Here is a 23,727-nt window from a genome sequence, read left to right on the forward strand (position 1 = left end):
TCGGTCGCACCGTCATACGGTCGTACCGCAGGTGACTCTAGAAGACCGCCCTCCCCACGCCCCGTCAGACACCCCTCCCGCGCCGGGGCTTGCCCCTGACCCGTGCGTCAGGGGTTAGCGTCCCGGTCGTCCCGCGGCGGTCCCGCCGCACCACTCCCCCTCCCAGCGCGAGGAGCGCCGCCGTGCCCCTGCCCACCACCGCCCGCGTCGTCCGGCTGACCGCCCGACCCGACGGCCTGCCCGGCCCCGAGCACTTCACCGTCACCGAGGAACCGCTGCCGGCCCCCGGGCCGGGCGAGGCGCTGGTCCGCAACCGGGCCTTCCTGGTCTTCCCCGGCCTGCGCATCCTGATCAGCGGCCAGGGCTCGGACCTGCCGCTCCCCCACATCGCCCCCGGCGACGCCCTGTTCGGCCCGGCCCTCGGCGAGGTGCTGGCCGCCCCGGCGGACGGGCCGCTGCGCCCGGGCGACCTGGTCACCCACCTGCACGGCTGGCGGGACCAAGTGGTCGCGGACGCCGGGCAGTTCACCCCGGTTCCGGCCGGCTTCCCGGACCCGACGGCGCTGGTCTCCGCCGCCTCCGCCGGCTACGGCGGGCTGACCCGCAGCGCCCCGGTCCGCCCCGGCGACGTGGTCCTGGTGACGGCAGCTGCGGGGGCGGTCGGCACCCTGGCCGGGCAGATCGCCCGGCTGCTCGGCGCCGCCCGGGTGATCGGCACCACCCGCTCGCCCGCCAAGGCGGAGCGGCTCACCGCCGAACTCGGCTACGACACCGTCCTGGTGCCCGGCGAGCGCCCGTTCGCCGAGCAACTGGCCGAGGCCGCACCGGAGGGCCTGGACGTCGTGCTGGACCTGGTCGGCGGCGAACAGCTGACCGCGGCCGTGGACGCCGCCCGGCGCGGCGCCCGGTTCGCGCTGGTCGGGGCGGTGTCCGGGCAGCTCGACCCGGCCCGCCGGGGCGGCGACTCCCCCGCGGTGATCGACAGCTTCCGGGTCACCACCCACGGCCTGAGCCTGCGCGGCTTCACCCTGCTCGACCACCCCGACCTGGAGGCCGAGTGGCGCGAGCGCCTGGGCAGTTGGCTGTCCAGCGGGGACCTCGTCTTCCCCCGGACGCCGGTCGCGGGCATCGAACGAGCCCCACAGGCGTTGACCCGGGTGTTCACCGGCGACACCTTCGGAGCGACCCTCGTGGAGCTCTGACCTGGAGCTCTGACGTGGAGCTCTGACGTGGAACTCTGACGTGGAGCACTGACACCGAGGAGGCGGGATGCGGATCGGCGACGCGGCGGCCGCGGCGGGCACCACCCCCAGGGCCCTGCGGTTCTACGAGCAGCGCGGGCTGCTGCCCCCGCCCACCCGCTCCGGCTCCGGCCAACGCGAGTACGGGCCCGAAGAGGTCGCCCGGGTCCGGGTGATCCGCCAACTGCTGGCCACCGGGCTGACGGTGGACGACCTGGCCAGCCGCCCGCACCGGCTGGACCTGCTCATCGAGGACCCGCCCCGGCGCTGCACGGCCGACCCCGGACCGGAGACCTTCGCCCCGGTGATCGCCGCCCGGCTGGCCGTCCTGGACGCGGAGATCGCCCGGCTCACCGCCCGGCGGGAGCGGCTCGCCCGGCACGCCGCGACGGGGGGCGTCGACGTGCCGGGCGAGGACTGGGACGCGCCTGACCGGGACGCGCCTGACCGGGACGCGCCCGGCGCGCCCTGAGCGGCGCTCAGCCGGCCTCGGGCGCGGCGAGCCGGGGTTCCAGCGCGGGGGCGGCGGGCCGGGGCCAGCTGATCCGGGTGGCGCAGAGCGAGACCACCGCGGCGGAGGCGGCGACCGCGGCCATGCCCCAGACCAGGCTGGTGGCGCCGGCGATGAAGCCGATCACGGCGGGACCGGCCAGCAGGCCAGTGGTGCCCATGGCAGCCACCAGGGAGAGCGCGTCCGAGCCCTGGCGGGCGGCGGCGACGTAGACGCAGGGCGTGACGGCGGCGACGCCGAGGCCCACGCAGGCGAAGCCGAGCAGGGTGGGCACCACGCCGCCGGTCAGCAGGGCGAGGGCGAGGCCGAGGCCGGCCAGCAGGCTGCCGGTGCGGACGATCCGGCCGTCGCCGAAGCGGGTGCGCCAGCCGTCGGCGAAGATCCGGGCGCAGACCATCATCACCGAGACGACGGCGATGCCCAGCGGGGCGAGTCCGGCACCGGCGTCCACCACGTCCTTGAGGTAGAGCGCCGACCAGTCGTTCATCGCCCCCTCGGTGACGGTGCCGAAGACCATCGCCAGGCCCATCCAGAGGGTGGCGGCGGCCGGCAGGGCGAAGCCGCGGCGGGACTTTCTCCCGGCCTGCTCCGCCGGGTCGGCGGCCCCGTCCGGGCGCGCGGCCCCGTCCTGGCCCTCGGCCCCGTCCGGGTGCTCGGCCAGCAGGCCGGGCCGGGCGGCCAGTACCAGCACCGCCAGCAGCGCGGCGGCCAGCCCGAGGTGGACGGCGAGGCTTCCGGTGACGGCGTTGACGCCGGAGGCCAGCAGGGCGGCCAGCAGCGAGCCGGCGCTGAACGTGGCGTGCAGCCTGGACATCGTGGTGCGCTCGAAGCGGGCCTCCAGGGCGGCGCCCTGGGCGTTCATCGCCACGTTCAGACAGCCGACGGCGACGCCGTCGCAGAACAGCACCAGCAAGGTGACCGGGTAGTTCGGCACCACCGACAGGGCGAGCAGGACCACGCCCAGGGCGAGCGCCGACAGCACCGAGAGCAGCCGGGAGCCGAACCGCCGCATCAGCACCGCCACCAGCGGGAACGACACCGCCGCGCCGATCCCGCAGGTCATCAGCAACAGGCCGATCTGGGCCTCGCCCAGGTCGAGCCGGGCCTTGAGCGCGGGCACCCGGGACACCCAGGTCGCGTACTGGAAGCCGAGCGCGAAGAACAGTGCGCCGATGGCCAGTTGGGAGCGGCGGAACTCGTCGCGCGCGGGGGAGGTCATGTGCATCAGCCCACTTCGGCTCTGGGTGCGGATCCGGGAGTCGGGTCCGCGGGGTTCGGGGCGCGGTCCAGCGGCTTGGCCATGTAGACGGCCGCGGCGCCGTAGCTCGCGGGCAGCCCGATCTCCGGCCGGGCGCGGTAGCCCAGCCCGGCCCACAGCACCTCGGAGCCGCGCACGGCGACCAGCGAGAGGGTGCGGTGGCCGGCCGCCCGGCCGGTCTCCTCCAGGTGCCGCAGCAGCCGCGGGGCCAGGCCGCGGCCGCGCGCCCGCTCGGCGATCACCAGGTCGTGGGCGTGCAGGTTGCTCTCGGTGGGCCGCACCGCGGCGCCGGTGGAGGCCAGGCTGAGGTCCGGGCAGCGGAACAGCGGGTACGGCAGGGCGAGCAGGTAGCCGGCGAAGCCGTCCGCGTCCTCCAGGACGAAGCAGGTCGACGGCGAGGCGCGGTGCCGGGAGCGCAGCGCCGCACCGCCCTCGGAGAGGCCGCTGGCGGCGTAGGCGCGCTCCTCGGCGGCGATCACCTCCGGCCAGTCCTCCTCGCGGAGCAGCCGGATCCGGGTGTCCGTCGTCGCCGTATCGGTCATCGTGGTGTCCGTCGTCGCTGGGTCCGTCGTCGCTGGGTCCGTCGTCGCTCGGTCCGTCGTCGCTGCGTCGGTCGTCGCTGCGTCGGTCGTCGCTGGGTCGGTCATCAGCGGACCTCCTCGGGGTGGTCGCCGCCGACGCAGGTGTACGGCAGCGGCGGGAAGCCGTTGAAGCCGCGGGTGGCGTAGGCGGTGGCGTAGGCGCCGCAGGAGTGGATCCACACCGGGTCGCCGGAGGCGAGCGCGTACGGGACGCGCACCGCGCCGTCCTCCTGGGCGTACGCGTCGTCGCTGTCGCAGGTCGGGCCGGCCACCACGGCGTTGACGAACTGCCCGCCGGGGTGGGTGGGGAACTCCAGTCGGTACTGCAACTGGTCCATCTCGTACAGGCCGTTGAACTTCCCGCAGCTCAGGTAGAGCCAGTCCTCGCGGGTGCCGTCGAGCCGGTGGCGGGAGGAGAGCCGGGCGACGTGGGCGCGGATCGCACCGTGGTCGGCGACCAGGTGGCGGCCGGGTTCCAGGACGAAGTCCAGCGGGGCCGCGTTGACGGCGCGCAGCCGTTCCATGCCCTCGCGGATGACCGTGAACATCTTGTCCAGCGGCGGTTCGAGCGGCCGGCCGGCCCGGTCGAGGACGCCGAGGGCGGGCAGTCCGCCGCCGAGGTTGATCCGGTCCGGGGTGATGCCGCGCCAGTTGAGCGCCTCCAGGACGGCGGCCAGCGAGTCGATCGCCGCGGTCCACGCCTCGGCGGTCATCTGTTGGGAGCCGACGTGCACGGACAGCCCGGAGGGCACCAGCCCGGCGGTGCGGGCGGCGCCGAGCACCCGCAGGGCGTCCTCGGGCGAGCAGCCGAACTTGTGGCTGAGCCCCCACAGGGCGCCCTCGCCGGTGGTCGCGATCCGGCAGAACACCCGTGACCCGGGGGCGTGTTCGGCGATCGCGGCGACGTCCTCCAGGCTGTCGGTGGCGAACTCGCGCACGCCCAGCCGGTAGGCCTCGGCGATGTTGCGGTCGGACTTGATGGTGTTGCCGTAGTGGATCAGTTCGGGGGCCGCCCCGGTGCGCAGCGCCTGGGCGATCTCCTGAGGGCTGGCGGCGTCAAAGCCGGAGCCGAGCCGGGCGAGGTGGCCGAGCACCTCGTCGACGGGGCAGGCCTTCATCGCGAACCGGACGGCGACACCGGGCAGTTCGGCGCGCAGGGCGGCGTACTGGCGGCCGATGCCGTCGAGGTCGTAGATGACGGTGTCCTCGGTGGCGGCGGCGAGCGCGGCCCGGAGGGCGGTGTGGTCGTGCTGGTCGGGGCGGGGCGCGCGGTCGGCGTGCACGGCGGCGGAGGCGGTCGGGGCGCGGTGGTTGGTCCTCCCCCGGTCGGCCCGGTCGGCCCGCTCGGCCCGCTCGCACGGTTCGGCGGCGTGCTGCGCCCCGGTGGGGTGGCGCTGCTCGGGGATGTGGCGCGGTTCGGTGGTGCGATGCGGTTCGGTGGATTGCGATATCACGTGTGAACTCCCGGTGCGGCTAGCCCGGCAGCCGGTCGGCGGGCGTGGCCTTACCGGCCCGCACGAGCGGGCCCCACGCGTCGATCAGCAGGGCGAAGTCCTCGATGTCGGCCTGCGCCCGGTCGAGCAGCTGCGCCCGTCGGGGCGCCAGGTGGTCGGCGAACTCGGCGTATCGGCCGCCGAGTTGCCGGTAGCAGCGGTCGAGCTCGGCGAGCCGCCGGTGGTTCTCGGCGCGGTCGGTCGCGGCGCTGCGGCGGGCGGCGTCGGCGATCAGCTCGGGGCGGACGTGGTGGTGCTCGTCCAGCAGGGTGTCGCCGGCCCGTTCCAGCTCGGAGTAGACGGGGTGGAGGTAGAGCATGGAGAGCAGGAACTTGGCGTAGCGCTCCTGGTAGGCGGTGAAGCCGGAGCCGGTGCGTCGTTCCGGGGTGTAGTAGTTGACGATGTGCCGGTTGTGGGTCACCCCGGGCAGGGTGGCGTCGTGCACCAGGTGGTGCAGGAAGTAGTCGCTGCCGATGGTGTCGGTGGCGGGCGGCAGCGGGACGCGTTCGTAGACCTCGCGGTCGAGGGCGATGTTGCACATGTCGATCCGCCAGATGTCGGGCCGGCCGAGCACGGCGCGGTCGACGGTGAACGGGTCGGTTCCGCCGCCGGTGAAGGAGTCGGCGACGAGTTCCCGCCGCTCCTGCTCGGTGGCTCCGGTGGGCGCCCAGAGCGCGACCAGGTCGTGGTAGACGTCCGGGTCCAGGTCGCGGATCTCGCCGAGGTCGACGGAGAGTTCGCCGATGAAGGAGGCGCCGACCAGGGCGACGGGCTTGTCGGCGTCGGCCGGGTCGAGGGTGTGCTCGGTGACGGCGGCGGCCGCGTCGGCGGCCTTGAGGCCGATGGTGGCGAGTTCGTGGTCGATCGGGAAGACGGGGGCGCCGTCGTGCCACTGGTAGCGGCTGTCGGAGTCGCGACGGTGCACGGAGGCGCAGCCGAGGGCGGCGGCCAGCAGGAAGGCCCGGTTGGTGCAGGCGCCGTAGGAGACGGCGTCGGGCAGCATCAGGTCGAGCAGGCGGTCCGGGTCAGGGAGGGCGGCGCGCTCGATCACCCGGCGCAGGAAGGCGCGTTGGGCGTCCTCGTCGAGGTGGTGGGCGACCACGCCTTCGGTGGGCGGCAGTGCGGCAAGGGCGGCGGCGTGCCGGGCGCGGTCCGCCGGTCCGGCGGAGTCGAGCACCAGGAGGTGCACCCGGACGCCGAAGGTCCGGGCGGCGTGGGCGGCTTCGGCGCCGACGGCGGTGATGGTGTCGGCGCAGGCGCGGTTGGTGGGCAGGGTCAGGCAGACGGCGTGCATTCCCGCTCCCCCGTGGGCTGCTCGGCACCCGAGTCCTCGAAGCTCCGGCCGGTCCAGGACCGCAGGCCGAGCAACTTCTCCCCCAGTTCGGTGAGTTCGGCCGGCCCGTAGCGCAGCGCCTCGGGCCGCTCGGCATCCCCGACCAGGGTGCGGTTCCAGTCCGGGGTGGAGAGGGTGCGCCAGGACTCGACCCGGGAGCGGCGCAGCGGCTCGGCCTCCTCCAGGGCGGGCATCATGGACAGGTACTGCACGGAGCGCACGCCGTTCGCGGAGGTGTTGGGGGCGACGCCGTGGGCGAGCAGGCCGTTCCAGATCAGCAGGTCGCCGGCCTTCAACTCGGGGCGGACGACGGGGAACTCGGCGCGGTCGATGTCGGGGCGGATCGGGTCGCGGTCGGCGGGCTGGGCGGCCTGCCACTCGTTGTGGCGGCGGAACAGTTCCGGGTCGCACTGGAAGCCGCCGTGGTCGGGGGCGGTGTCGTTGAGCGCGATGATGCCCTGGACGCGCTGCGGCAGCATGGCGCGGGTGGTGTCGACGTCCCAGTGCAGTTCGATGTCGAAGCCCTTGTCGGTGGGTTCGATCAGGGCGCGGTCGCGGTTGCGGACGTTCGGCGGGTTGAGGTTGAGCCGGTCGAGGGTGACCCAGAGCTCCTCGCAGTCCCAGACGTCCACGAAGGCGTCGTAGACGCGCTGCGACTGGCGGCTGTCCCAGATGAGTTGGTGGTGGTAGGCCTCGACGAAGCCGTAGATGTGCAGGTGCCGGTCGAGTTCGTCGCGGTGGTCGCGCTCGCGGTACCAGTCCTCGGGGCGGTCGGGCGACAGGCCCTGGAACTCCCAGGCGAAGTCGAGCAGTCGCTGCGCGGCCGCGGCCGGGATCGCCTGCCGGACCACGACGTAGCCGTAGGTCTGCCAGTGCGCGAAGTCCTCCTCGGAGAGCACTCGCAGCGGGTGCTTCTTGCGCAGTTCGCGCAGGGCGGTGGCGGCGAGGTAGCTCTCGGTGTCGGCACTGAAGTAGGGGCGCGCGGAGGCGGCCCGGTACAGATATTCCTCGGGGTGTTCGTCAGGGCTCGGCATGGGCGGTCACTCCGTGGTTCGTGGTCGATGCAGCGCGTTCCCGGGCGCCCGGTGCGGGCGCGGCGAGCCGATGGCCGGTCGTCGGCCGGACGGGGAATTCGGTGCGCGGACCGGCTCCCCGTCCGCATGCGCTCCTTCTCGCCTCGGCCCCCGAGCAGCGCACAACGCCACATCAGGGGGCCAACTCGCCCGTCCGGCAAGGGCACTCACTTCACATCAGCCTGCGCCGGACCGCGCTTCCCCATACGTTGGACTAGACCAACTAATGGTGTCAACCCTTTCCCGCAGGTTACCGATTGGGAATCAGCGCAGTTCACGGCGGTTCTGGAGGTTCGCTTTATGTTTCGGAAACTGACATAAGGCGGGGTATGTTTCGAGAATTGACATAATCGCGCGGAGTTGAACCCCACGCGCCCCGAATCCGTTGCGCACGTACGTTGGGTCTGTGGCACGTCCCCGACCGGCACGTCCCCGACCGGCACGTCCCCGACCGGCACGCACCGGACCGGCACGTCCCCGGCTGGCCCCGCCCGGCTGGCTGACCGCGAGCCTGCGGCCCCGGGACGCGCCGGTCCCCTGGGCCGCGGCGGCCCGCGCCTCGGTGGCGCTCGCCGCCCCGCTCGCCGTCGGCACCGCCACCGGCCGGACCGGCTACGGCGCGCTGGTGTCGATGGGCGCGCTGTCCGGGGTGATCGGGGACACCGCCGACGCCTACCGGATGCGGGTGTTCAACATCGCCGTGCCGCAGCTGTTCGGCGCCCTCGGAGTGCTGGTCGGCACCCAGGTGTTCGGCACCGGCTGGACGGCCGTGGTGGCCCTGACGGTGGTCGCCCTGCTGTCCGGCATGATCTCCTCGGTCGGCGCGGTCGCCTCCGTCTCCGGCCTGCTCCTGCTGCTGAACGCCGTGGTCGGAGCCGGCCTGCCGATGCCGTCCCCGTGGTGGCTGCCGCCCGCGCTGCTGCTGCTCGGCGGCCTGCTGGTGCTCGCGTTGACCCTGCTCGCCTGGCCCTTCCGCGGCGGCACGCCCGAGCGGGCGACGGTGGCCGACACCTACCGGGCGGTCGCCGGACTCCTGGAGGCGGCCGGCTCACCCGCTTACGAGGACCGGCGCCGGGAGCTCACCCAGTCGCTCAACCACTCCTACGACCTGCTGCTGGCCCGCCGCGCCCGCCGGCACGGCCGCTCGGCCACCCTGGTGCGGCTGCTCGCCCAGCTCAACGCGCTGATCCCGGTGGTCGAGGGGGCGGCCGCGGCCCAGCTGCGCCCGCCCGGGGAGGGCCCGCTGCCGCCGGCCTACCCGGCGGCGGTGCGCGCGCTGGCCGCCGCCGTCGAACACGGCCGGAGCGGCCCCGGCCCGCCCGGCCCGCCCGGACGCCTCGACCTGCTCGACCTGCCCGACCTGCCCGAGCCGCGCGGCCCGTCCACCCGCGCACTGGCCCAGGCCATCGGGCACGCCGCCATCGTGGTGCACGAGGCCGAGCCCGACCCGTACGCCGCCGACGACCGGCTCGGCCGGCCCGCCGGCCTGCGGGTACGGGCCCGCCGGACGGCCCGGGGGCTGCTGCTGTCCGGCGCGTCCTGGCGGTACGGGCTGCGGCTGGCGCTGTGCATCGGGCTGGCCCAGGTGCTGGTGTCGGTGATCGCCGTGCCGCGTTCGTACTGGGTCTCGCTGACGGTGACCTTCGTGCTGAAACCGGACTTCGGCTCGGTGTTCTCCCGCGCGGTGCTGCGCGCGCTCGGGACGGCCGCCGGGCTGCTGGTCGCCGTGCCGGTGCTCGCCGAGGTCCCGCACGGCTGGTGGGACGTACCGGTGATGGCGGCGCTCGCCACGCTGATCCCGGTGCTGTCCGTGAAGGGGTACGCCTTCCAGACCGCCGCGATCACCCCGGTCATCCTGATGCTCTCCGACCTGCTCAACCACCAGGGCTTCCACCTGGTGCTGCCCCGGCTCTACGACTCGCTGATCGGCTGCGCCATCGCCCTGCTGGCCGGGTACCTGCTCTGGCCGGAGTCGTGGCGCACCCGGATCGGCGACCGGCTGGCCGACGCCGTGCAGGACGCCGCCTCGTACGTCTCGCTGGCCTTCACCACGGCGCCGGGCCATGACGAGCCCGCCCGGGCCCGCTACCGGCGCCGGCTCTACCGGGACCTCTCGGCGGTGCGCAGCGAGTTCCAGCGGGCGCTCACCGAGCCGCCGCCGGTCGGCGCCCGGGCGGAGGCCTGGTGGCCGCTGGTGATCGCGGTGGAGCGGATCGTGGACACCACCACCGCCACCCGGGTCCGGGTCGAGCACGGCGCCCCGGTGCCGACCCCGGCCGAGGTGGGCGCCGTCGCCCGGGAGCTGACCGACCTGGCCGAGGCGCTGCGCAGCGGCGCACCGGTGCCCCCGGGAGACCCGGACCCGCCGGCGCCGGACTGCGCGCTGGCCCGGCTGCACCACGAGGTGCACGCGGCCCGGGCGGTCGCGGCCTCCTGACCGCCCCGCCCCTTCCGGGGACCGTCGGTCAGTCCTGGATCCGCCGCCAGGGCCGGTCCGCCTCCAGCTCGTAGGCCAGCTCCAGCAGCAGCCGCTCCTGGCCGTGCGCGGCCGACAGGTGCACCCCGATCGGCAGGCCGCCCGGCGCCGCCCCGGCGGGCAGCGCGATGCCGGGGCCACCGGTCACGTTGTTGACCGGGGTGAAGGCGACGTAGCGCAACAGCCGCTCGATCAGCTCGTCGAAGGCCACGTTGGGGCTGAGGTGGCCGATCGGCGGGGCGGTGTGGGCGAGCACCGGGGAGAGGATCGCGTCGTGCTCGCGGAAGATCCCCGCGTACACGGCCTCGGCCCGGCGCAGTCGGCGCAGCACGCCAGGGGTGCGCCGGTACTGCGCCCGGAAGCTGTTGCGCAGCCCGGTGGTGAGCCCGTCCAGCTTCCCGGCCCGGAAGCCCGGGTCGAGCAGTACCCGGCCGGTGAGCGCGATCACCCAGGCGATGTAGCCCCAGTACGCCAGGAAGTCGCGGGAGAACTCCTCGCCGAAGGGCAGGGTGGTGGGCACCACCCGGTGCCCCATCGCCTCCAGCCGGGCGGCGGTCTCCTCGACCACCCGGCGGGTCGCCTCGTCGGTCTTGGCGGTGGGCGAGTCGACCACCAGCCCGATCCGCAGCCGGCGCCCGCTCGGGCCCTCGACCAGGCCGAGCGGGGGCAGCCCGGGGTTGCGGTGGTGGCGTTCGGCGGCGGCGAAGAAGGCGGCGGTGTCGCGCACCGTACGGGTCACCACCCCGTCGGTGACCAGGTCGATCGGCAGTTTGCCGCCCTGGGCGTTGGTGACCAGCCGGCCGCGGGTGGGCTTGAGGCCGACCAGGCCGCAGCAGGCCGCCGGGATGCGGATCGAGCCGCCGCCGTCGTTGGCGTGGGCGATCGGCACCACCCCGGCGGCGACCAGCGCGGCCGCGCCGCCGGAGGAGGCGCCGGGCGAGTGGGAGGTCTTCCAGGGGTTGCGCACCGGCTGGGCGGTGGCGAACTCGGTGGAGGCGTTCAGCCCGAACTCGGGCAGCCGGGTCTTGCCGAGCACGGCCAGGCCGGTGGAGAGCAGTTGGTCGGTGAAGGGCGCGTTGCGGCGGGCCGGGCGGGCGCGGAAGGCCTCGCTGCCCATGCCGGTCGGCAGGCCGCGCAGGTCGACGTTGTCCTTGAGGTAGGTCGGCACGCCCCAGAGCGGGCCGTCGATGCCCGCCCGGCTGATCCGGGGCCGGTCGTAGGCGGCGTGGGCGACGGGCAGCAGCGCGGCGTCGATCCGCCCGGCGCGGGCGACGGCGGCCGCGACCAGCTCCCGGGGGTGGGCCTCGCCGGCCCGGACCAGGGCGGCCAGTGCCACCGCGTCGTGTGTGCCGAGGGCGTCGTCGGTGAACGCGTGGGCCCGCTCGTCGGCCATCCCAACTCCCAACCGGTAGTACCGAACTGACTGGCGGTACCAGCCGGTAGTACCGGCCGGTAATAGTGCGGAGCTCGCAGTCTAGGCGCGCGGCACCGCGCGCGGAAAGCCCCTGCGCCCGCCCCCGGAACCCCCGTCCTGGCCCCCGACGAACCCACCCCCTAGCCCCCGGCGAACGCGCCCCGGGCGCCGGACCGGGCCTCCGGCGACCGCGCTCCGGGCGCCGGACCGGGCCCTGCCCGAGTGTCAAGGCCGCCCCGGCGCACGGGCGTTCGGCCTGCGCCCCCGCGTTCACCCCACCCGCCGTTCCCGGACCGTTTCACCGGCGGCCGCCGGGAAAGATCACCGACGCCCCACCGACCCGCCCTCCCCGAGGTGACGCCCGTGCCCACCCAGTACCACCCCACCGCCCGCTACACCTCGGCCACCGCCCCCGGTGCGCTCCCCCTGCTCGGCCACGCCCACGCCCTGCTCCGCAACCCGCACGACTTCGTGGCCGGCCTGGCCGCCCACGGCGACCTCGTCCGGATCCGGCTCGGCCCGCTCGACGCGTACGTCGTCTGCCACCCCGACCTGGTGCGCCGCCTGCTCACCGAGGACCGCACCTACGACAAGGGCGGCATCGTCGTCGAGAAGGCCCGGGAGGCCTTCGGCAACGGCCTCGCCACCTGCCCCGCCGCCGACCACCGGCGCCAGCGCCGGATGCTCCAGCCCGCCTTCCACCGCGACCGGCTGCCCGGCTACGCCGCCCTGATGGCCGAGGAGATCTCCGGCGCCACCGCCGGCTGGCGCGACGGCGACGTGGTCGAACTGCCCGCCGCGATGTACCGCCTCTCCACCGCCGTCACCGCCCGCTGCCTGTTCGCCGCCCACGAACGGGCCGGCTCGCTGCCCGTGCACGCCGCCATGGACCAGGTCGCCCGCGGGGTCGCCCGGCGGATGATGCTGCCGCTGCCCGGCGCAGACCGGATCCCCACCCCCGGCAACCGCCGCTTCGCCCGCGCCCGGCGGGACCTCCGGGAGATCACCGACCGCCTGATCAGCGACTACCGCGCCGCCGGCACCGACCAGCACGACCTGCTCTCGATGCTGCTCGGCGCCCGCGACGAGGAAGGCCGGGGCCTGTCCGACGACGAGGTCCACGACCAGGTGGTCACCTTCCTGCTGGCCGGCACGGAGACCACCGCCGCCACCCTCTCCTGGGCCTGGACCCTGCTCGCCGCCAACCCCGCCGTCCGCGAGCGCCTGCACACCGAACTCGACACCGTCCTCGACGGCCGCCCCGCCCGCCACCAGGACCTGCCCGCCCTGCCGCTCACCGCCCGGATCGTCAGCGAGACCCTGCGGCTCCACCCGCCGGCCTGGATCCTCAGCCGCACCACCGCCACCGCCACCGAACTCGGCGGCCACCCCCTCCCGGCCGGCGCCACCGTCCTGTACAGCCCCTACCTGCTGCACCGCCGGGCCGACCTCTTCCCCTGCCCCGACCGCTTCGACCCCGACCGCTGGCTCACCACCGCCCGCCCCGCCCCCGGCACCTACACCCCCTTCGGCCTCGGCGCCCGCCGCTGCATCGGCGACGCCTTCGGCAGCACCGAGGCCGCCCTCGCCCTGGCCGGCATCGCCGCCCACTGGACCGTCACCCCCACCCCCGGCAGGCCGGTCCGCCCGCAGCGCAGCGCCTCGCTCTCCCCCCGCCCGTTCACCGCCACGCTCGCCCGCCGGATCCGCTGAGCCGCCACGGGCATCCGGCAGCGCGGTTCGGTACTGTCCCGAGGTGGCCGGCCGCATCCGGACCGGCCGGACCAGCCGCTCGACCGGGACACCATCAGAACATGAACGCTCGACCCCCGTTGGGGCTCCTCAGCACGCTGCTGCGCGTCGTCCGCACGTACCCGCGGCGCTCGCCGCTGACCCTCGTCTACGTCGGGCTGCTGCTCCTCGGGCACGCCTGGGTCGAGTACGGGCTGACCGAGGAGCAGGCCGACGACCTGCGCAACTACATCAGCACCAACCTGGACAACCTGCACGACCACCCGCTCCGTGCCCTGGTCGGCAGCGCCCTGCTGTACGACGGCACGCTCACCGACATCACCTCCACCGGCTTCGGCGGCACCCTGATCACCCTCGGCCTCGGCATCGTCGTCGGCCTGGCCTGGGCCGAACGCCGCTTCGGCACGCCCCGCGCCGCCGCCGTCTTCCTGGCCGGGCACGTCGGAGCCACCCTGATCACCGCCCTGGTGATCCTGCTCGCCCTGCACCAGGGCTGGTACCCGGAGAGCGTCCGGGCGGCCTCCGACTACGGCATCAGCTACGGCGCCCAGGGCGCCCTCGCCTTCGCCACCCTCGCCCTGCCCCGCTGGGCCCGACTGCCCTGGGCCGCCTTCGTGCTCGCCTGGCCGCTCACCGGCGACGAGGAGTGGCCCGGCCCGCTGCCCGAGTTCACCACCGTCGGCCACCTCCTCGCCGCCGCCCTCGGCTTCGCCCTGGCCGCCGCCACCGCCCGCGGCCGACGCCGCGCCGCCGCCCCGGCTGCCGCCGCCCGTACCGGCGGCTGACGGCCCGTACCGGCGGCTGACCGCCCCGGGCGGGGCCGGCGGGTGGCGCGCGGCGGGGGCCCGCCGGGACGCGGGCGTTCAACGACGCGGGCGTTCAGCGCGGCGGGCGGCGCTCCTCGGCGAGCGCGGTCAGCAGCCGCTCGATCGCCGCCAGCCGCTCCCGCAGCTCGTCGACGTCGCCCTTGGTGGCACTCCGCTCGGCCTCCCGCAGGGTGACCAGCAGCTGCCCGTCCGGTTCCAGCCGGGCCCGCGCCACATCGCTCACGTTGTCGCCGTTCTGCACCCGGATCGCATGCTCCAGCTCGGACGGGCGCAGCGCCAGCTCGCGCAGCGCGCCGGGCACCAGCCTGCCGTCACGGACCACCGTGGTGGGCGCCCCCTCCAGGATCCGCGCGGCCCGCGGGTCCCGGGCCAGCCAGCGGGTGACCCCGGCGTTCACCGCGATCAGGGTGACGGCGCCGATCGCACCGCCCAGCAGGCTGTTGTCGTTGCCGATGATCGCGTTCTGCACCACGTTGGAGAGCAGGAACACGACCACGATGTCGAAGGTGTTCAGCCCCGCCAGCCCGCGCTTCCCGGCCAGCCGGAAGAGCACCAGGATCAGCACGTAGACGGCGATCGTCCGGAGGATCTTCTCCACGATCGGAATCTGGACGACCACCAGGTCATGCCACACGGCCCCGCTCCTCCCGTCAGGACGCTCCGGAGCGACCGTCCGGAAACGGGGCCGACGCTACTCCCCGGCGGCCGTCAGGAGCGCCGCTTCGGCTTCCCGCGCCGGGCCGCGGCCGGGCCGCCCCGGCCCTTCTGCGCGCCGGTCCGCTGGCCGCCCGCCTTCTGCGCACCCGTCTTCTGGGCACCCGCCTTCTGGCCGCCGGCCTTCTGCTGCTGCGGCTTGCGCGGCGCCGCCGCCTTCTTCGGCTGGCTCTTCGGCTGGGCCTCGGCCGGCTGTCCGGCCCCGCGGCCGCGCGAGCTGTTGACGGTGCGCCCCCGGACGATCCCGATGAACTCCTCCACCAGGTCCGTGGTCCGCTCCTGCGGCCAGGCCAGCGCGACCTGCGACTGCGGCGCCTGCGGCACCGGCCGGTAGGTGAGGTCCCGCCGGTGGTGCAGCCGGGCCAGCGACTGGGGCACCAGCAGCACGCCGACGTTGGCCGCCACCAGCTCGACCGCGTCCGCCGTGGTGTCCGGGCGGGCGATCGCCGGGCGCCCGGGCAGGGTCCCGGCCGTGAGGCCGAGGGTGTCGTCCAGCGGGTGGAAGACCACCTCGTCGGCGAGTTCGTCGAGGGCGACCTCCTCGGCCGCGGCCAGCCAGTGGTCCTTGGGGAAGACCACCACGGTGGTCTCGGTGTACAGCGGGATCGCGCTCAGCACGTCCTTGTCGACCGGCAGCCGGACCAGTCCGGCGTCCACCGCGCCCTCGCGCAGGGTCCGCTCGCCGTCGGTGGAGGGCACCGCGACGAGGTCGAGCGGCACGTCCGGAAGCCGTTCGACCCAGACCCGGGCCCATTTGCCGGGGGTCACGCCCGGGACGTACGCGAGCCGGAACGGCGGGTTCACCTGCATGTCTGTCACAGGGCAAGGCTACCGACCGTGACCGGAAGCGCCCGCACACTCCCTTACCCTTGTTCCATGACACCGCTCAAGCAGAAGACCAGCCAGACCATGAAGCCGGCCACGGCGGCCAAGAAGCTGGGGATCTACCTCGCAGCCGCGCCGACCGACTTCCAGGAGGGCGTGGTCTCCCGCGAGGAGCTCAACGCGCTGCAGGCCGAGCCGCCGCAGTGGCTCCAGGAGCTGCGCAAGAACGGCCCGCACCCGCGCCCGGTGATCGCCGCCAAGCTCGGCATCTCCATCTCGGGCCTGGCCCGCGGCGGGGTGACCGAGGCGCTGACCACCGCCGAGGTCGACGCCATCAAGGCCGAGAACCCGCTGTGGCTCCAGCACGAGCGCGCCAACCAGGCGGACCTTCGCAAGGAGACCGCCCGGATCAAGGCGAAGCACGAGAAGGAGGCCGCCGAGAAGGCCGCCAAGGAGAACCAGGGCAACTGAGCCCCTCGGGGGCCGGCCGCCGACCCCCTCGTTCCACCGGTGCCGGCGTTCGTCCAGGGAGGACGGACGCCGGCACCGTCGTGCCCGGAGCCCGGTGCCCGCTGCCTTGGTCGCCCGGTGCCTGGTGCCTTGGTCGCCCGCCCGCTGCCCTGCCCGCCCGGTACCTGCGGGCCGGCCGAAGACGCCGTCGGCGGCGGCGGCGCGTTCACCGTCGGCGGCCCGAACTCCTCTCCCCCCGATGCGTATTGACCGCGCCGTCGCCGCTCCGAATAATCGGCCCGATCGGGCCCCCAGGGAACCCGTGTCGCACTGCCCCCACCGGACCCGGGAGCGCCCCCATGACCGAGCAGCCGAACGACACCTCCCACCGCGCCGCCCCCTCCCACCACACCGAACTGGCCGCCCTCGCGGACGAGTTCTTCGCCGCCGAGAACGACCACGACCCCTTCGAGGCCACCCTCGCCGGCACCGAGGGCTACGCCCACGGGGTGCCCGACCCGTCCCGCGAGGCCGCCCTGCGCCACCGCGAGGTGCTCCGCGGCCTCGCCACCCGGCTGGCGGCGATCCCGCCGGCCGGGCTCACCGGCGAGGACCGCACCACCCACCGGGTGCTCGCCCGGCTGATCGACGACAACGACGGCCGGATCACCCACGGTCTCGACGACTTCAGCGTCTCCGCGACCATCGTCGCCCCGCACAACACGGTCTTCGCCTCGCTCGCCATGACCGCCGTCGACCACGAGGGCACCGACGCCTACCTGGAGCGGCTGGCCGGCCTGCCCGGCTACTTCGACGGCGTCCTGCGCCGCAGCCTGGACGCCGCCGCCGAGGGCCGCCACCCGCTGCGCAGCGGCGTTGACGCCGCGATCACCCAGCTGGACGGCTACCTGGCCGCCGACCCGACCGCCGACCAGCTGCTGCGCCCGCTCCAGGGCCGCCCGGAGTTCGAGCGGGCCCGGGCCATCGTCCGCGAGGGCGTGCGCCCCGCCATCGCCCGCTACCGGGCCGGGCTGGCCCAGCGGCTGGCCCCGGCCGCCCGCCCGGACGCCGAGGCCGGGGTCTGCTACGTGCCCGGCGGCGACGAGGGCTACGCGGACGCCGTTGCCCGCTTCACCCGGCCGGGGCTCGGCCCGGAGGAGGTGCACCGGATCGGCCTGGAGACGGTGGCGGCGCTGCGCGAGGAGTTCGGCGAGCTGGGCGCCCGGGTGCTCGGCATCAGCGGCACCGACGAGGTGCTGACCGCACTGCGCGAGGACCGCTCGCTGCGCTTCGGCAGCGCGGCCGAGATCGTCGCCCTGGTGGACGACGCCCTGGACCGGGCCCGGCGCGCCTCGACCGACTGGTTCCGCCCGTACCCGATCGCCGACTGTGTGACCCGGGAGATCGACCCGCTGGAGGCGGAGACCGCGCCGCTGGCCTACTACCAGCCGCCGGGCCCGGGCGGGCTGCCCGGCACCCACTGGATCAACACCCTGAACCCGGGGAGCCGGTTCAGCTACGAGTACGAGGCGATCGCCTTCCACGAGAGCGTGCCCGGCCACCACCTCCAGCTCGCGCTCGCCCGCACCCTGCACCACCTGCCGGAGTTCCGGCAGCGGCCGAACGGCCAGCTGACCGCGCACGTCGAGGGCTGGGGCCTGTACACCGAGCGGCTGGCCGACGAGATGGGCCTGTACGGCTCGGAGCTGTCCCGCTTCGGCATGCTGTCGATGGACGCGCTGCGCGCGGTGCGCCTGGTGGTGGACACCGGGCTGCACCACTACGGCTGGTCCCGGCAGCGGGCGATGGACTACCTGCGGGACAACACGGCCACCCCGGAGGCCAACGTCCGCAACGAGATCGACCGCTACATCGCCTGGCCGGGCCAGGCCACCGCGTACCTGATCGGGCGTCGGGAGATCGTCCGGCACCGCGAGCGGGCCCGGGCCGAGCTCGGCGGGCTCTTCGACGTACGTGAGTTCCACCACGAGGTGATCGGGCACGGCAGCCTGCCGCTGGGCGTGCTGGAGGACCTGATCAGCGACTGGATCACGGCGCTGCGGTCGGTCTGACGCTCCCACCGGTCCCAGGCGCCGTCCCGGGTACCGCCGCCGGGGGCCGTGGCCGAGTGCCGTGCCAGGGACGGTGCCGGGGGCCGTGCCGGCCAGGCCGCGGCGCACCCGTCGAGGCGTCAGGAGTGCGAAAACGATTCCGCGCGCCCGCCGCCGTCCTCCCGCGCCGGACGTGGCGTCACCCCTTCGGCCCCCTCGACACGGTAGTGTCCGCTGGCGCGGCCCGCGGCACCTTCGTCGACCGGCCGCCCGTGCCACCGCAACGACCTGGAGGAACTCCGTGCCGGCACCCGCCCGAGGCGCCCTCGCCATAGCCGCGGCCGTCCTGCTCGCCGCCGCCGCAGGCTGCTCGTCCGGCGGCGGCCACACCGCCAAGGACAGCTCCGGCGGCAAGGCCTCCTCCCACAGCAGCGCCCCCGGCTCCGCCCCGGCGGCCGCCGGCGACGCCGCCCACCCCGCCCCGGCCGCGATCGTGACCGGCCCCGGGCCGAAGAGCTCCTACGACGCCCAGCCGCAGCCCGCGGCGGGCAGCTGCCACTACCGGTACACGGCGGACAAGCAGCCGCTGCCCGACCCGAACTGCACCCCGGGCGCGATCAGCCCGGCGGTCAACCAGGGCAACATCAACGACACCATCTGCAAGCCGGGCGGCTACACCTCGACCATCCGCCCGCCGGTGAACGTCACCGGCAAGGAGAAGACCGAGAACGCCAAGTCCTACGGCTACACCGGCCCGATGGGCGACGCCGAGTACGACCACCTGATCAGCCTCCAGCTCGGCGGCGACCCCAACGACCCGCGCAACCTGTGGATCCAGCCGCCCTCCCCCGGCCACGTCCCGGGCAAGGGCCCGAACAACCCCAAGGACTCGGTGGAGACCCACCTGCACACCGCGATCTGCAAGGGCCAGGTCACCCTGACCGCCGCCCAGCAGGCGATCGCCACCGACTGGACGACGGCCGAGGCCAAGCTCGGCATCAGCAAGGGCGGGGCCGCCGCGACGCCCACCACGGAGCCGGACGCCGACGGGGACTGACCTCACCGGGCCGGAACCGTTCGGTCCTCGCCGGGCCGAAACCGTTCGATCCGGAACCGTTCGGTCCGGAACCGTTTGGTCCGGAACCGTTCGGTCCGGCTCAGAGCGAGCCGACCAGCTCCGCGATGGTGTCGAAGGGCCGGTACGCCGCGAACTCCGCGCCCAGCGCGCGGGCCCGTGCGCGGAACCGGCCCTCGGCGAGCACCTGCTCCACCGCCCGGCCGACCGCCTCCGGGGCCGGGCGGCCGGTGCGCAGGTCCAGCCCGACACCGGCCCACTGCACCCGGGCCGCGACCTCCGGCTTGTCCTCGCTCGCCCCGGCCACCACCACCGGCACCCCGTACCGCAGCGCGGTCTGCACCCCGCCGTAGCCGCCGTTGCTCACCAGTACGTCGGTGTGCGGCAGCAGCCGCTCGAACGGCACGTACTCGGCGGCCCGGACGTTCTCCGGCAGCCGGCCGCCCAGCAGTTCGGCCAGTGCCCGCGGCCCGTCCGGGCGGGCGGTGGCGGCCACCACCAGCACGTCCCGGTCCGCCAGCGCGCGGACGGTCGGGGCGACCAGCTCGCCCAGGTCGCCGTTGGCCAGCGTCCCCTGGGTCACCACCACGACCGGCCGCTCACCGGTGACCTCCGCCCACCACCCGGGCAGCGGCTGCTCCTCGCCGACGTTCCCCGGCAGCGCGCCGATCAGCCGGTACGAGGCGGGCGCGTCGGAGCGCGGGTACTCGAAGCCCGGCACGTTCAGCTGCAGGTACACGTCCGGCACCGTCACCTGCGCCAGCCCGCGCGGTCCTGCCGGCAGTCGGACGCCCGCCTCCGCGAACACCTTCTCCGCGTACCGCTGCAAGGGCTCGCCGCGCCGGTCCATCTCCTCCTGCAAGGAGCGGTTGCGGATCCGGCCCTCCTCCCCCGGCAGCGGCGGCAGCGCCAGCCCGAACGGCGCGGTGTCCGCGCTCGGCAGCATCGCCGGGGTGATCCCGACCCCGATCAGCGCCGGGCGCTCCGCCCTCGGGCGGGCGAGCGCCAGCGGCAGCACGCCCTGGACGAAGGCGTCCGCGACCACGGCGTCGGCCGGGAACCGCGCCAGCAGCGCGAGCAGGGCCCGGTACTGGTGCGGCACCGGGTCGAGGAAGACGTGCCGCACGTCGAAGGCGATCCGCTCCGGGCCGGGCGGCAGCTCCGCCCGCCCCGGGAAGGACCCGTCGAGGTCGCGGTCGTCCCAGTCGGCCTCGGCGGGCAGCGCGGCGAAGCGCACCCCGGCCCGCCCGGCCGCCTCCGCGAAGCGCGAGCCGCCGAGGAAGACCACCTCGTGGCCGCGCGCGGCGAGGTCGGCGGAGATGGCCAGCAGCGGGCTGACGTGCCCGTGCGCGGGCAGGGCGGTGGTGATGATCCTGGACAGCGGAGACTCCTGTGGTCGGGCCCGGTCGATACGGGGACTCACCGTAGGCTGCGGGGGTAGACGTCCGATGAACGGCTCAGCTGCCCAGCACCGCGCCCCCGTTCAGCCCGATCACCTGCCCGGTGAGGTAGCCGGCCGCCGGCGAGCCGATGTAGGCGACCGCCTCGGCCACGTCCTCGGGTGTGCCGGCCCGGCCGACCAGGGTGTCGGCGACCTTCCGGGCGTGGAACTCCTCGTTCCGGTCCGCGCCGAAGATCTCGGTGTCCGCCACGTAGCCCGGCGCCAGCACGTTCACCGTGATCCCGTCCGGCCCCAACTGCCGTGCCAGGCCGAACGCCCAGCCGTGCAGCGCCGCCTTCGCGGCCGCGTACGAGCCCGCCGAGTGCGGGCCCGCGCCACCGCGCTGGGCGGCCGCCGAACTGATCACCACCAGCCGTCCGCCGGGCCGGCGCAGCGCCCCCTGGAGCGCCGTGGTCAGCAGCACGGCGGTCAGCAGATTGGTGTCCAGGTCCCGCCGCCAGGAGGCGGCCAGCGCGGCCAGGCCGTCGTCCTCGGGCGGGGTGATGATCGCGCCCGCGTTGTTCACCAGCACGTCCACCGGGCCGAGTTCGGCGATCCGGGCGGCCACCCGCTCGACCGCCGCCGGATCCGCCAGGTCACCCGCCAACGGCACCACCGACCCCGGCCCGGCCGTGCGCTCGATCGCCGCCCGGGCCTCCTCCAGTACGGCCGCCCGGCGCCCCAGGACCACCACCCGGCACCCGTCCCCGGCCAGCCGGGCGGCGATCGCCCGTCCGATCCCCGTCCCGCCGCCGGACACCACCGCGAGCCGCTGCCGGCGCTCCGTCACCGCTCAGGCCTCCCCGTCGTAGTAGGCGCGCATCAGCTCGGTCGACCACGCTGGCTGGCGGAGCCCACCGCGCGGGCCGAACTCGGCCAGGTACGGCTTGATGTCGAGCACCGGCGTGCCGTCCACCGCGTCCAGGCCGGTGACGTGCAGGTCCAGTCCGTCCACCCGGACCAGCTCGCAGCGCGAGACCCCGAGCCGGTTGGGCCGGTTCTTCCCGCGCTGGGCGAAGATGCCCACCAGCGGCCAGTCGGTGTTGCCGCGCGGGTGCCGGGCACCGGTCTCGACCTTCTCCTCCGGGACCCGGTCGAAGCGGTAGACCACCTCCAGGTGCGAGAAGTCCGCCAGCCCGTACAGCGCCTCCTCGGTGAACTGCCCGGCGTCCAGCCGGATCACCGCCGCGACGCCGCCCCACCCGTCGTCCCGCACGTCCTCCCGGCCACCCACCACCTGGGCCACCGGACGCACCGTCATGTCCGCCATGTCGTCTCCCCCTTCGGCGTCGATCCGTTCCTCCGGTACGGTAGCGAGCCGCCTACGGGGACGATCAAGGGGGGCGGGGCCTGGGCGGGCCCCGTTCGCCGCGCCGGCCACCCACCGGGGCCGTCCGACGTTCTGGGGCTCAGGCCGCCAGCCGCGCCGCCATCGCGATCAGCTCGGGCGCCCGCAGCACCCGGCCGCCGGAGCCCGGCAAGGGCACGTGCAGCGGCTCGGTCCAGCGGATCGGGATGGCCGCGAGCCCGTAACGCGCCCCGGCCAGGCCGCCGGTGACGGCCGCGACGGTGTCGGTGTCGCCGCCGAGGTCGACGGCGGCGTGGACGGCCGCCTCGAAGCCGTCGGTGGTGCGCAGGGCCCAGACGGCCGAGCCGAGGCAGGGCCAGACCGCACCGTTGGGCTCGGTGGCCCGGTCGGGGTGCCAGTCCGGGGCGAGGACGGTGGCGTAGCGCTCGCGGTTCTCCGGGTCGACGGCGGCCAGCACGGCGGGGAGTTCGGCGAGCGGGTCGGCGCCGTCGAGGGCGAGCCGGACCAACTCGTGGAAGACCGCGGTGCCCTCCCAGGCGGCCCGGTCGCCGTGGGTGAGCGCGGCGATCCGCCGGGCCGCGGCCATGGTGGCCTCGCGCCCGGCGCGGGCGAAGGCGACGGCGGAGGTGGCCGCCCGCATCAGCGAACCGTTGCCCGCCGCGCGCAGGGTGGTGTTGAAGTGGACGGCGGCCGCGAGGTCCCAGGCGTAGTCGCTGGTGAGGACGGACTCGGTCTGGATTCCGATGTCCTTGGGCTCGGCGGCGGCCCAGCGGCGGAACCGGTCGAAGATGTCCGGGAGGTCCAACTCGCCCTGTTCGAGCAGGGATTCGGCGACGAGAATAGCCATCTGGGTATCGTCGGTGGCCTCGCCGCGTTCCCAGCCGCCGCCCGCCACCAGCTCCGCGCGGCCGAGCGGGAAGCGGGCGGTCAGGGCGCCGGCCGGGCCGAACTCGTACGGCGCACCGAGGGCGTCGCCCACGGCCGCGCCGAGGACCGCCCCGGCCGCGCGCCCCGTCCGCGCATCAGGCTCGGTCACGCCTGGCCCGGGGTGACCGGCAGGGCGCGCTTGTGCTCGGTGCGGCGGTAGTGGCCGAGGACGGTGTCGAAGACCTGCTCGCTGACCGGGCGGCCCTCCAGGAAGTCGTCCAGGTCGCCGTACTCGACGCCGAGGGCGTCCTCGTCGGGCTTGCCGGGGGCGAGGTTCTCCAGGTCCGCGGTGGGGACCTTGCCGACCAGCTCCTCGGGCGCGCCCAAGTGGGCCGCCACCGCGCGAACCTGACGCTTCGTCAGGCCGGAGAGCGGCATCACGTCGGCCGCGCCGTCGCCGAACTTGGTGAAGAAGCCGACGGCCGCCTCGGCCGCGTGGTCGGTGCCGACCACCAGGCCGCCGCTCGCCCCCGCGACCGCGTACTGGACGACCATCCGCTGGCGGGCCTTGACGTTGCCGCGCACGAAGTCCTCGTGGGCGTGGTCGCGGAAGGTGACGCCCGCCGTCAGCAGGGCGTCGAAGGCGGCGTCGGTCGCGGGCTTGACGTCGACCGTCAGCACCTCGTCGGCCCGGATGAAGTCGAGGGCCCGCTGGGCGTCCGCCTCGTCAGCCTGGACGCCGTACGGCAGCCGCATGGCGGTGAAGGCCACCTGGCGCCCCTCGGCGCGCAGCCGCTCGACGGCGAGCTGGCAGAGCCGCCCGGTGGTGGTGGAGTCCACGCCGCCGCTGATCCCCAGCACCAGGGTGCGGGCGCCCGAGGCCCGCAGCTGGTCGGCGAGGAAGGCGATCCGGCGCTCGGCCTCCTTCGCGGGGTCGGTGACGGGCACCACTCCGAGGGCCAGGGCGATCTCGCGCTGGACGTCCGCGGGCAGGGTTTCGGTCATGGTCGGGCTCCTTCGGGTCGGTACCCCGCCA

At 75.2% G+C, this 23,727-nt stretch carries 21 protein-coding genes; 8 read left to right on the plus strand and 13 right to left on the minus strand.

What is annotated here, in order from left to right; genetic code table 11:
- Nucleotides 1–188 precede the first annotated feature (188 nt).
- Both ACIQWA_RS19615 and ACIQWA_RS19620 read left to right on the plus strand, forming a co-directional pair.
- The gene (locus ACIQWA_RS19615) at nt 189–1,202 is read left to right on the plus strand and encodes a zinc-binding dehydrogenase (protein ID WP_402484288.1); all 1,014 of its coding nucleotides are present in this window, start codon (nt 189–191) and stop codon (nt 1,200–1,202) included.
- Between the two features lie 67 nt (nt 1,203–1,269).
- Nucleotides 1,270–1,713: a MerR family transcriptional regulator gene (locus ACIQWA_RS19620; RefSeq protein WP_402484066.1), complete on the plus strand. Its 444-nt coding sequence runs from the start codon at nt 1,270–1,272 to the stop codon at nt 1,711–1,713.
- 7 nt (nt 1,714–1,720) lie between these two features.
- Here ACIQWA_RS19620 and ACIQWA_RS19625 read toward each other — a convergent pair whose 3' ends face one another.
- The 5 genes from ACIQWA_RS19625 to ACIQWA_RS19645 form a co-directional block, all read right to left on the minus strand.
- Nucleotides 1,721–2,977, minus strand: a complete 1,257-nt coding sequence (locus tag ACIQWA_RS19625) for an MFS transporter (RefSeq protein ID WP_402484067.1) — start codon at nt 2,975–2,977, stop codon at nt 1,721–1,723.
- Nucleotides 2,977–3,552, minus strand: coding sequence for a GNAT family N-acetyltransferase (locus ACIQWA_RS19630; protein ID WP_402484068.1), 576 nt, complete (start codon nt 3,550–3,552; stop codon nt 2,977–2,979). Before ACIQWA_RS19630 ends, ACIQWA_RS19625 begins: the two co-directional genes overlap by 1 nt.
- A 104-nt stretch (nt 3,553–3,656) precedes the next feature.
- Nucleotides 3,657–4,874: a type III PLP-dependent enzyme gene (locus ACIQWA_RS19635; RefSeq protein ID WP_402484289.1), complete on the minus strand. Its 1,218-nt coding sequence runs from the start codon at nt 4,872–4,874 to the stop codon at nt 3,657–3,659.
- Between the two features lie 190 nt (nt 4,875–5,064).
- Nucleotides 5,065–6,378, minus strand: coding sequence for a DUF6271 family protein (locus ACIQWA_RS19640; RefSeq protein WP_402484069.1), 1,314 nt, complete (start codon nt 6,376–6,378; stop codon nt 5,065–5,067).
- Nucleotides 6,360–7,451: a phytanoyl-CoA dioxygenase family protein gene (locus ACIQWA_RS19645; protein ID WP_402484071.1), complete on the minus strand. Its 1,092-nt coding sequence runs from the start codon at nt 7,449–7,451 to the stop codon at nt 6,360–6,362. Before ACIQWA_RS19645 ends, ACIQWA_RS19640 begins: the two co-directional genes overlap by 19 nt.
- Before the next feature lie 520 nt (nt 7,452–7,971).
- Between ACIQWA_RS19645 and ACIQWA_RS19650 the strand changes: the two genes are divergently transcribed.
- A complete protein-coding gene (locus ACIQWA_RS19650; protein ID WP_402484291.1) occupies nt 7,972–9,927 on the plus strand; it encodes an FUSC family protein in 1,956 nt (651 codons plus the stop codon).
- Nucleotides 9,928–9,955: 28 nt separating this feature from the next.
- Here the strand turns inward: ACIQWA_RS19650 and ACIQWA_RS19655 are convergent, their stop codons facing one another.
- Nucleotides 9,956–11,359 (minus strand): amidase, encoded by a 1,404-nt coding sequence (locus ACIQWA_RS19655; RefSeq protein WP_402484073.1) that lies wholly within the window; start codon nt 11,357–11,359, stop codon nt 9,956–9,958.
- A 384-nt stretch (nt 11,360–11,743) separates the two neighbouring features.
- Between ACIQWA_RS19655 and ACIQWA_RS19660 the strand changes: the two genes are divergently transcribed.
- Both ACIQWA_RS19660 and ACIQWA_RS19665 read left to right on the plus strand, forming a co-directional pair.
- Nucleotides 11,744–13,093, plus strand: a complete 1,350-nt coding sequence (locus ACIQWA_RS19660; RefSeq protein ID WP_402484075.1) for a cytochrome P450 — start codon at nt 11,744–11,746, stop codon at nt 13,091–13,093.
- Nucleotides 13,094–13,194: 101 nt separating this feature from the next.
- Nucleotides 13,195–13,917: a rhomboid-like protein gene (locus tag ACIQWA_RS19665; RefSeq protein ID WP_360233967.1), complete on the plus strand. Its 723-nt coding sequence runs from the start codon at nt 13,195–13,197 to the stop codon at nt 13,915–13,917.
- A 94-nt stretch (nt 13,918–14,011) separates the two neighbouring features.
- On the opposite strand, the gene ACIQWA_RS19670 is transcribed toward ACIQWA_RS19665, so the two are convergent.
- Together ACIQWA_RS19670 and ACIQWA_RS19675 are read right to left on the minus strand one after the other, a co-directional pair.
- On the minus strand, nt 14,012–14,593 hold the full coding sequence (locus ACIQWA_RS19670; protein WP_402484077.1) for a DUF421 domain-containing protein: 582 nt from the start codon (nt 14,591–14,593) through the stop codon (nt 14,012–14,014).
- A 74-nt stretch (nt 14,594–14,667) separates the two neighbouring features.
- Nucleotides 14,668–15,492, minus strand: coding sequence for a LysR substrate-binding domain-containing protein (locus ACIQWA_RS19675; protein WP_402484078.1), 825 nt, complete (start codon nt 15,490–15,492; stop codon nt 14,668–14,670).
- 57 nt (nt 15,493–15,549) lie between these two features.
- On the opposite strand from ACIQWA_RS19675, the gene ACIQWA_RS19680 reads away from it, so the two are divergent.
- The 3 genes from ACIQWA_RS19680 (at nt 15,550) to ACIQWA_RS19690 (ending at nt 19,056) form a co-directional block, all read left to right on the plus strand.
- On the plus strand, nt 15,550–15,969 hold the full coding sequence (locus ACIQWA_RS19680; RefSeq protein WP_360233973.1) for a DUF5997 family protein: 420 nt from the start codon (nt 15,550–15,552) through the stop codon (nt 15,967–15,969).
- Nucleotides 15,970–16,307: 338 nt separating this feature from the next.
- On the plus strand, nt 16,308–18,020 hold the full coding sequence (locus ACIQWA_RS19685; RefSeq protein WP_402484080.1) for a DUF885 domain-containing protein: 1,713 nt from the start codon (nt 16,308–16,310) through the stop codon (nt 18,018–18,020).
- 280 nt (nt 18,021–18,300) lie between these two features.
- Nucleotides 18,301–19,056: a hypothetical protein gene (locus ACIQWA_RS19690; protein WP_402484082.1), complete on the plus strand. Its 756-nt coding sequence runs from the start codon at nt 18,301–18,303 to the stop codon at nt 19,054–19,056.
- A gap of 100 nt (nt 19,057–19,156) precedes the next feature.
- Here ACIQWA_RS19690 and ACIQWA_RS19695 read toward each other — a convergent pair whose 3' ends face one another.
- The 5 genes from ACIQWA_RS19695 to nadE form a co-directional block, all read right to left on the minus strand.
- Nucleotides 19,157–20,497 (minus strand): glycosyltransferase, encoded by a 1,341-nt coding sequence (locus ACIQWA_RS19695; protein WP_402484084.1) that lies wholly within the window; start codon nt 20,495–20,497, stop codon nt 19,157–19,159.
- Between the two features lie 34 nt (nt 20,498–20,531).
- Complete coding sequence (locus ACIQWA_RS19700) at nt 20,532–21,305, minus strand: SDR family NAD(P)-dependent oxidoreductase (protein WP_402484086.1); 774 nt, start codon at nt 21,303–21,305, stop codon at nt 20,532–20,534.
- Between the two features lie 3 nt (nt 21,306–21,308).
- Complete coding sequence (locus ACIQWA_RS19705; protein ID WP_402484292.1) at nt 21,309–21,776, minus strand: SAM-dependent methyltransferase; 468 nt, start codon at nt 21,774–21,776, stop codon at nt 21,309–21,311.
- 148 nt (nt 21,777–21,924) lie between these two features.
- On the minus strand, nt 21,925–22,860 hold the full coding sequence (locus ACIQWA_RS19710) for an ADP-ribosylglycohydrolase family protein (RefSeq protein ID WP_402484088.1): 936 nt from the start codon (nt 22,858–22,860) through the stop codon (nt 21,925–21,927).
- Nucleotides 22,857–23,696: an ammonia-dependent NAD(+) synthetase gene (gene nadE, locus ACIQWA_RS19715; RefSeq protein ID WP_402484090.1), complete on the minus strand. Its 840-nt coding sequence runs from the start codon at nt 23,694–23,696 to the stop codon at nt 22,857–22,859. Before nadE ends, ACIQWA_RS19710 begins: the two co-directional genes overlap by 4 nt.
- Nucleotides 23,697–23,727 lie beyond the last annotated feature (31 nt).

This window comes from Kitasatospora sp. NPDC098652 (genome assembly GCF_044760155.1).
GTDB lineage: Bacteria > Actinomycetota > Actinomycetes > Streptomycetales > Streptomycetaceae > Kitasatospora.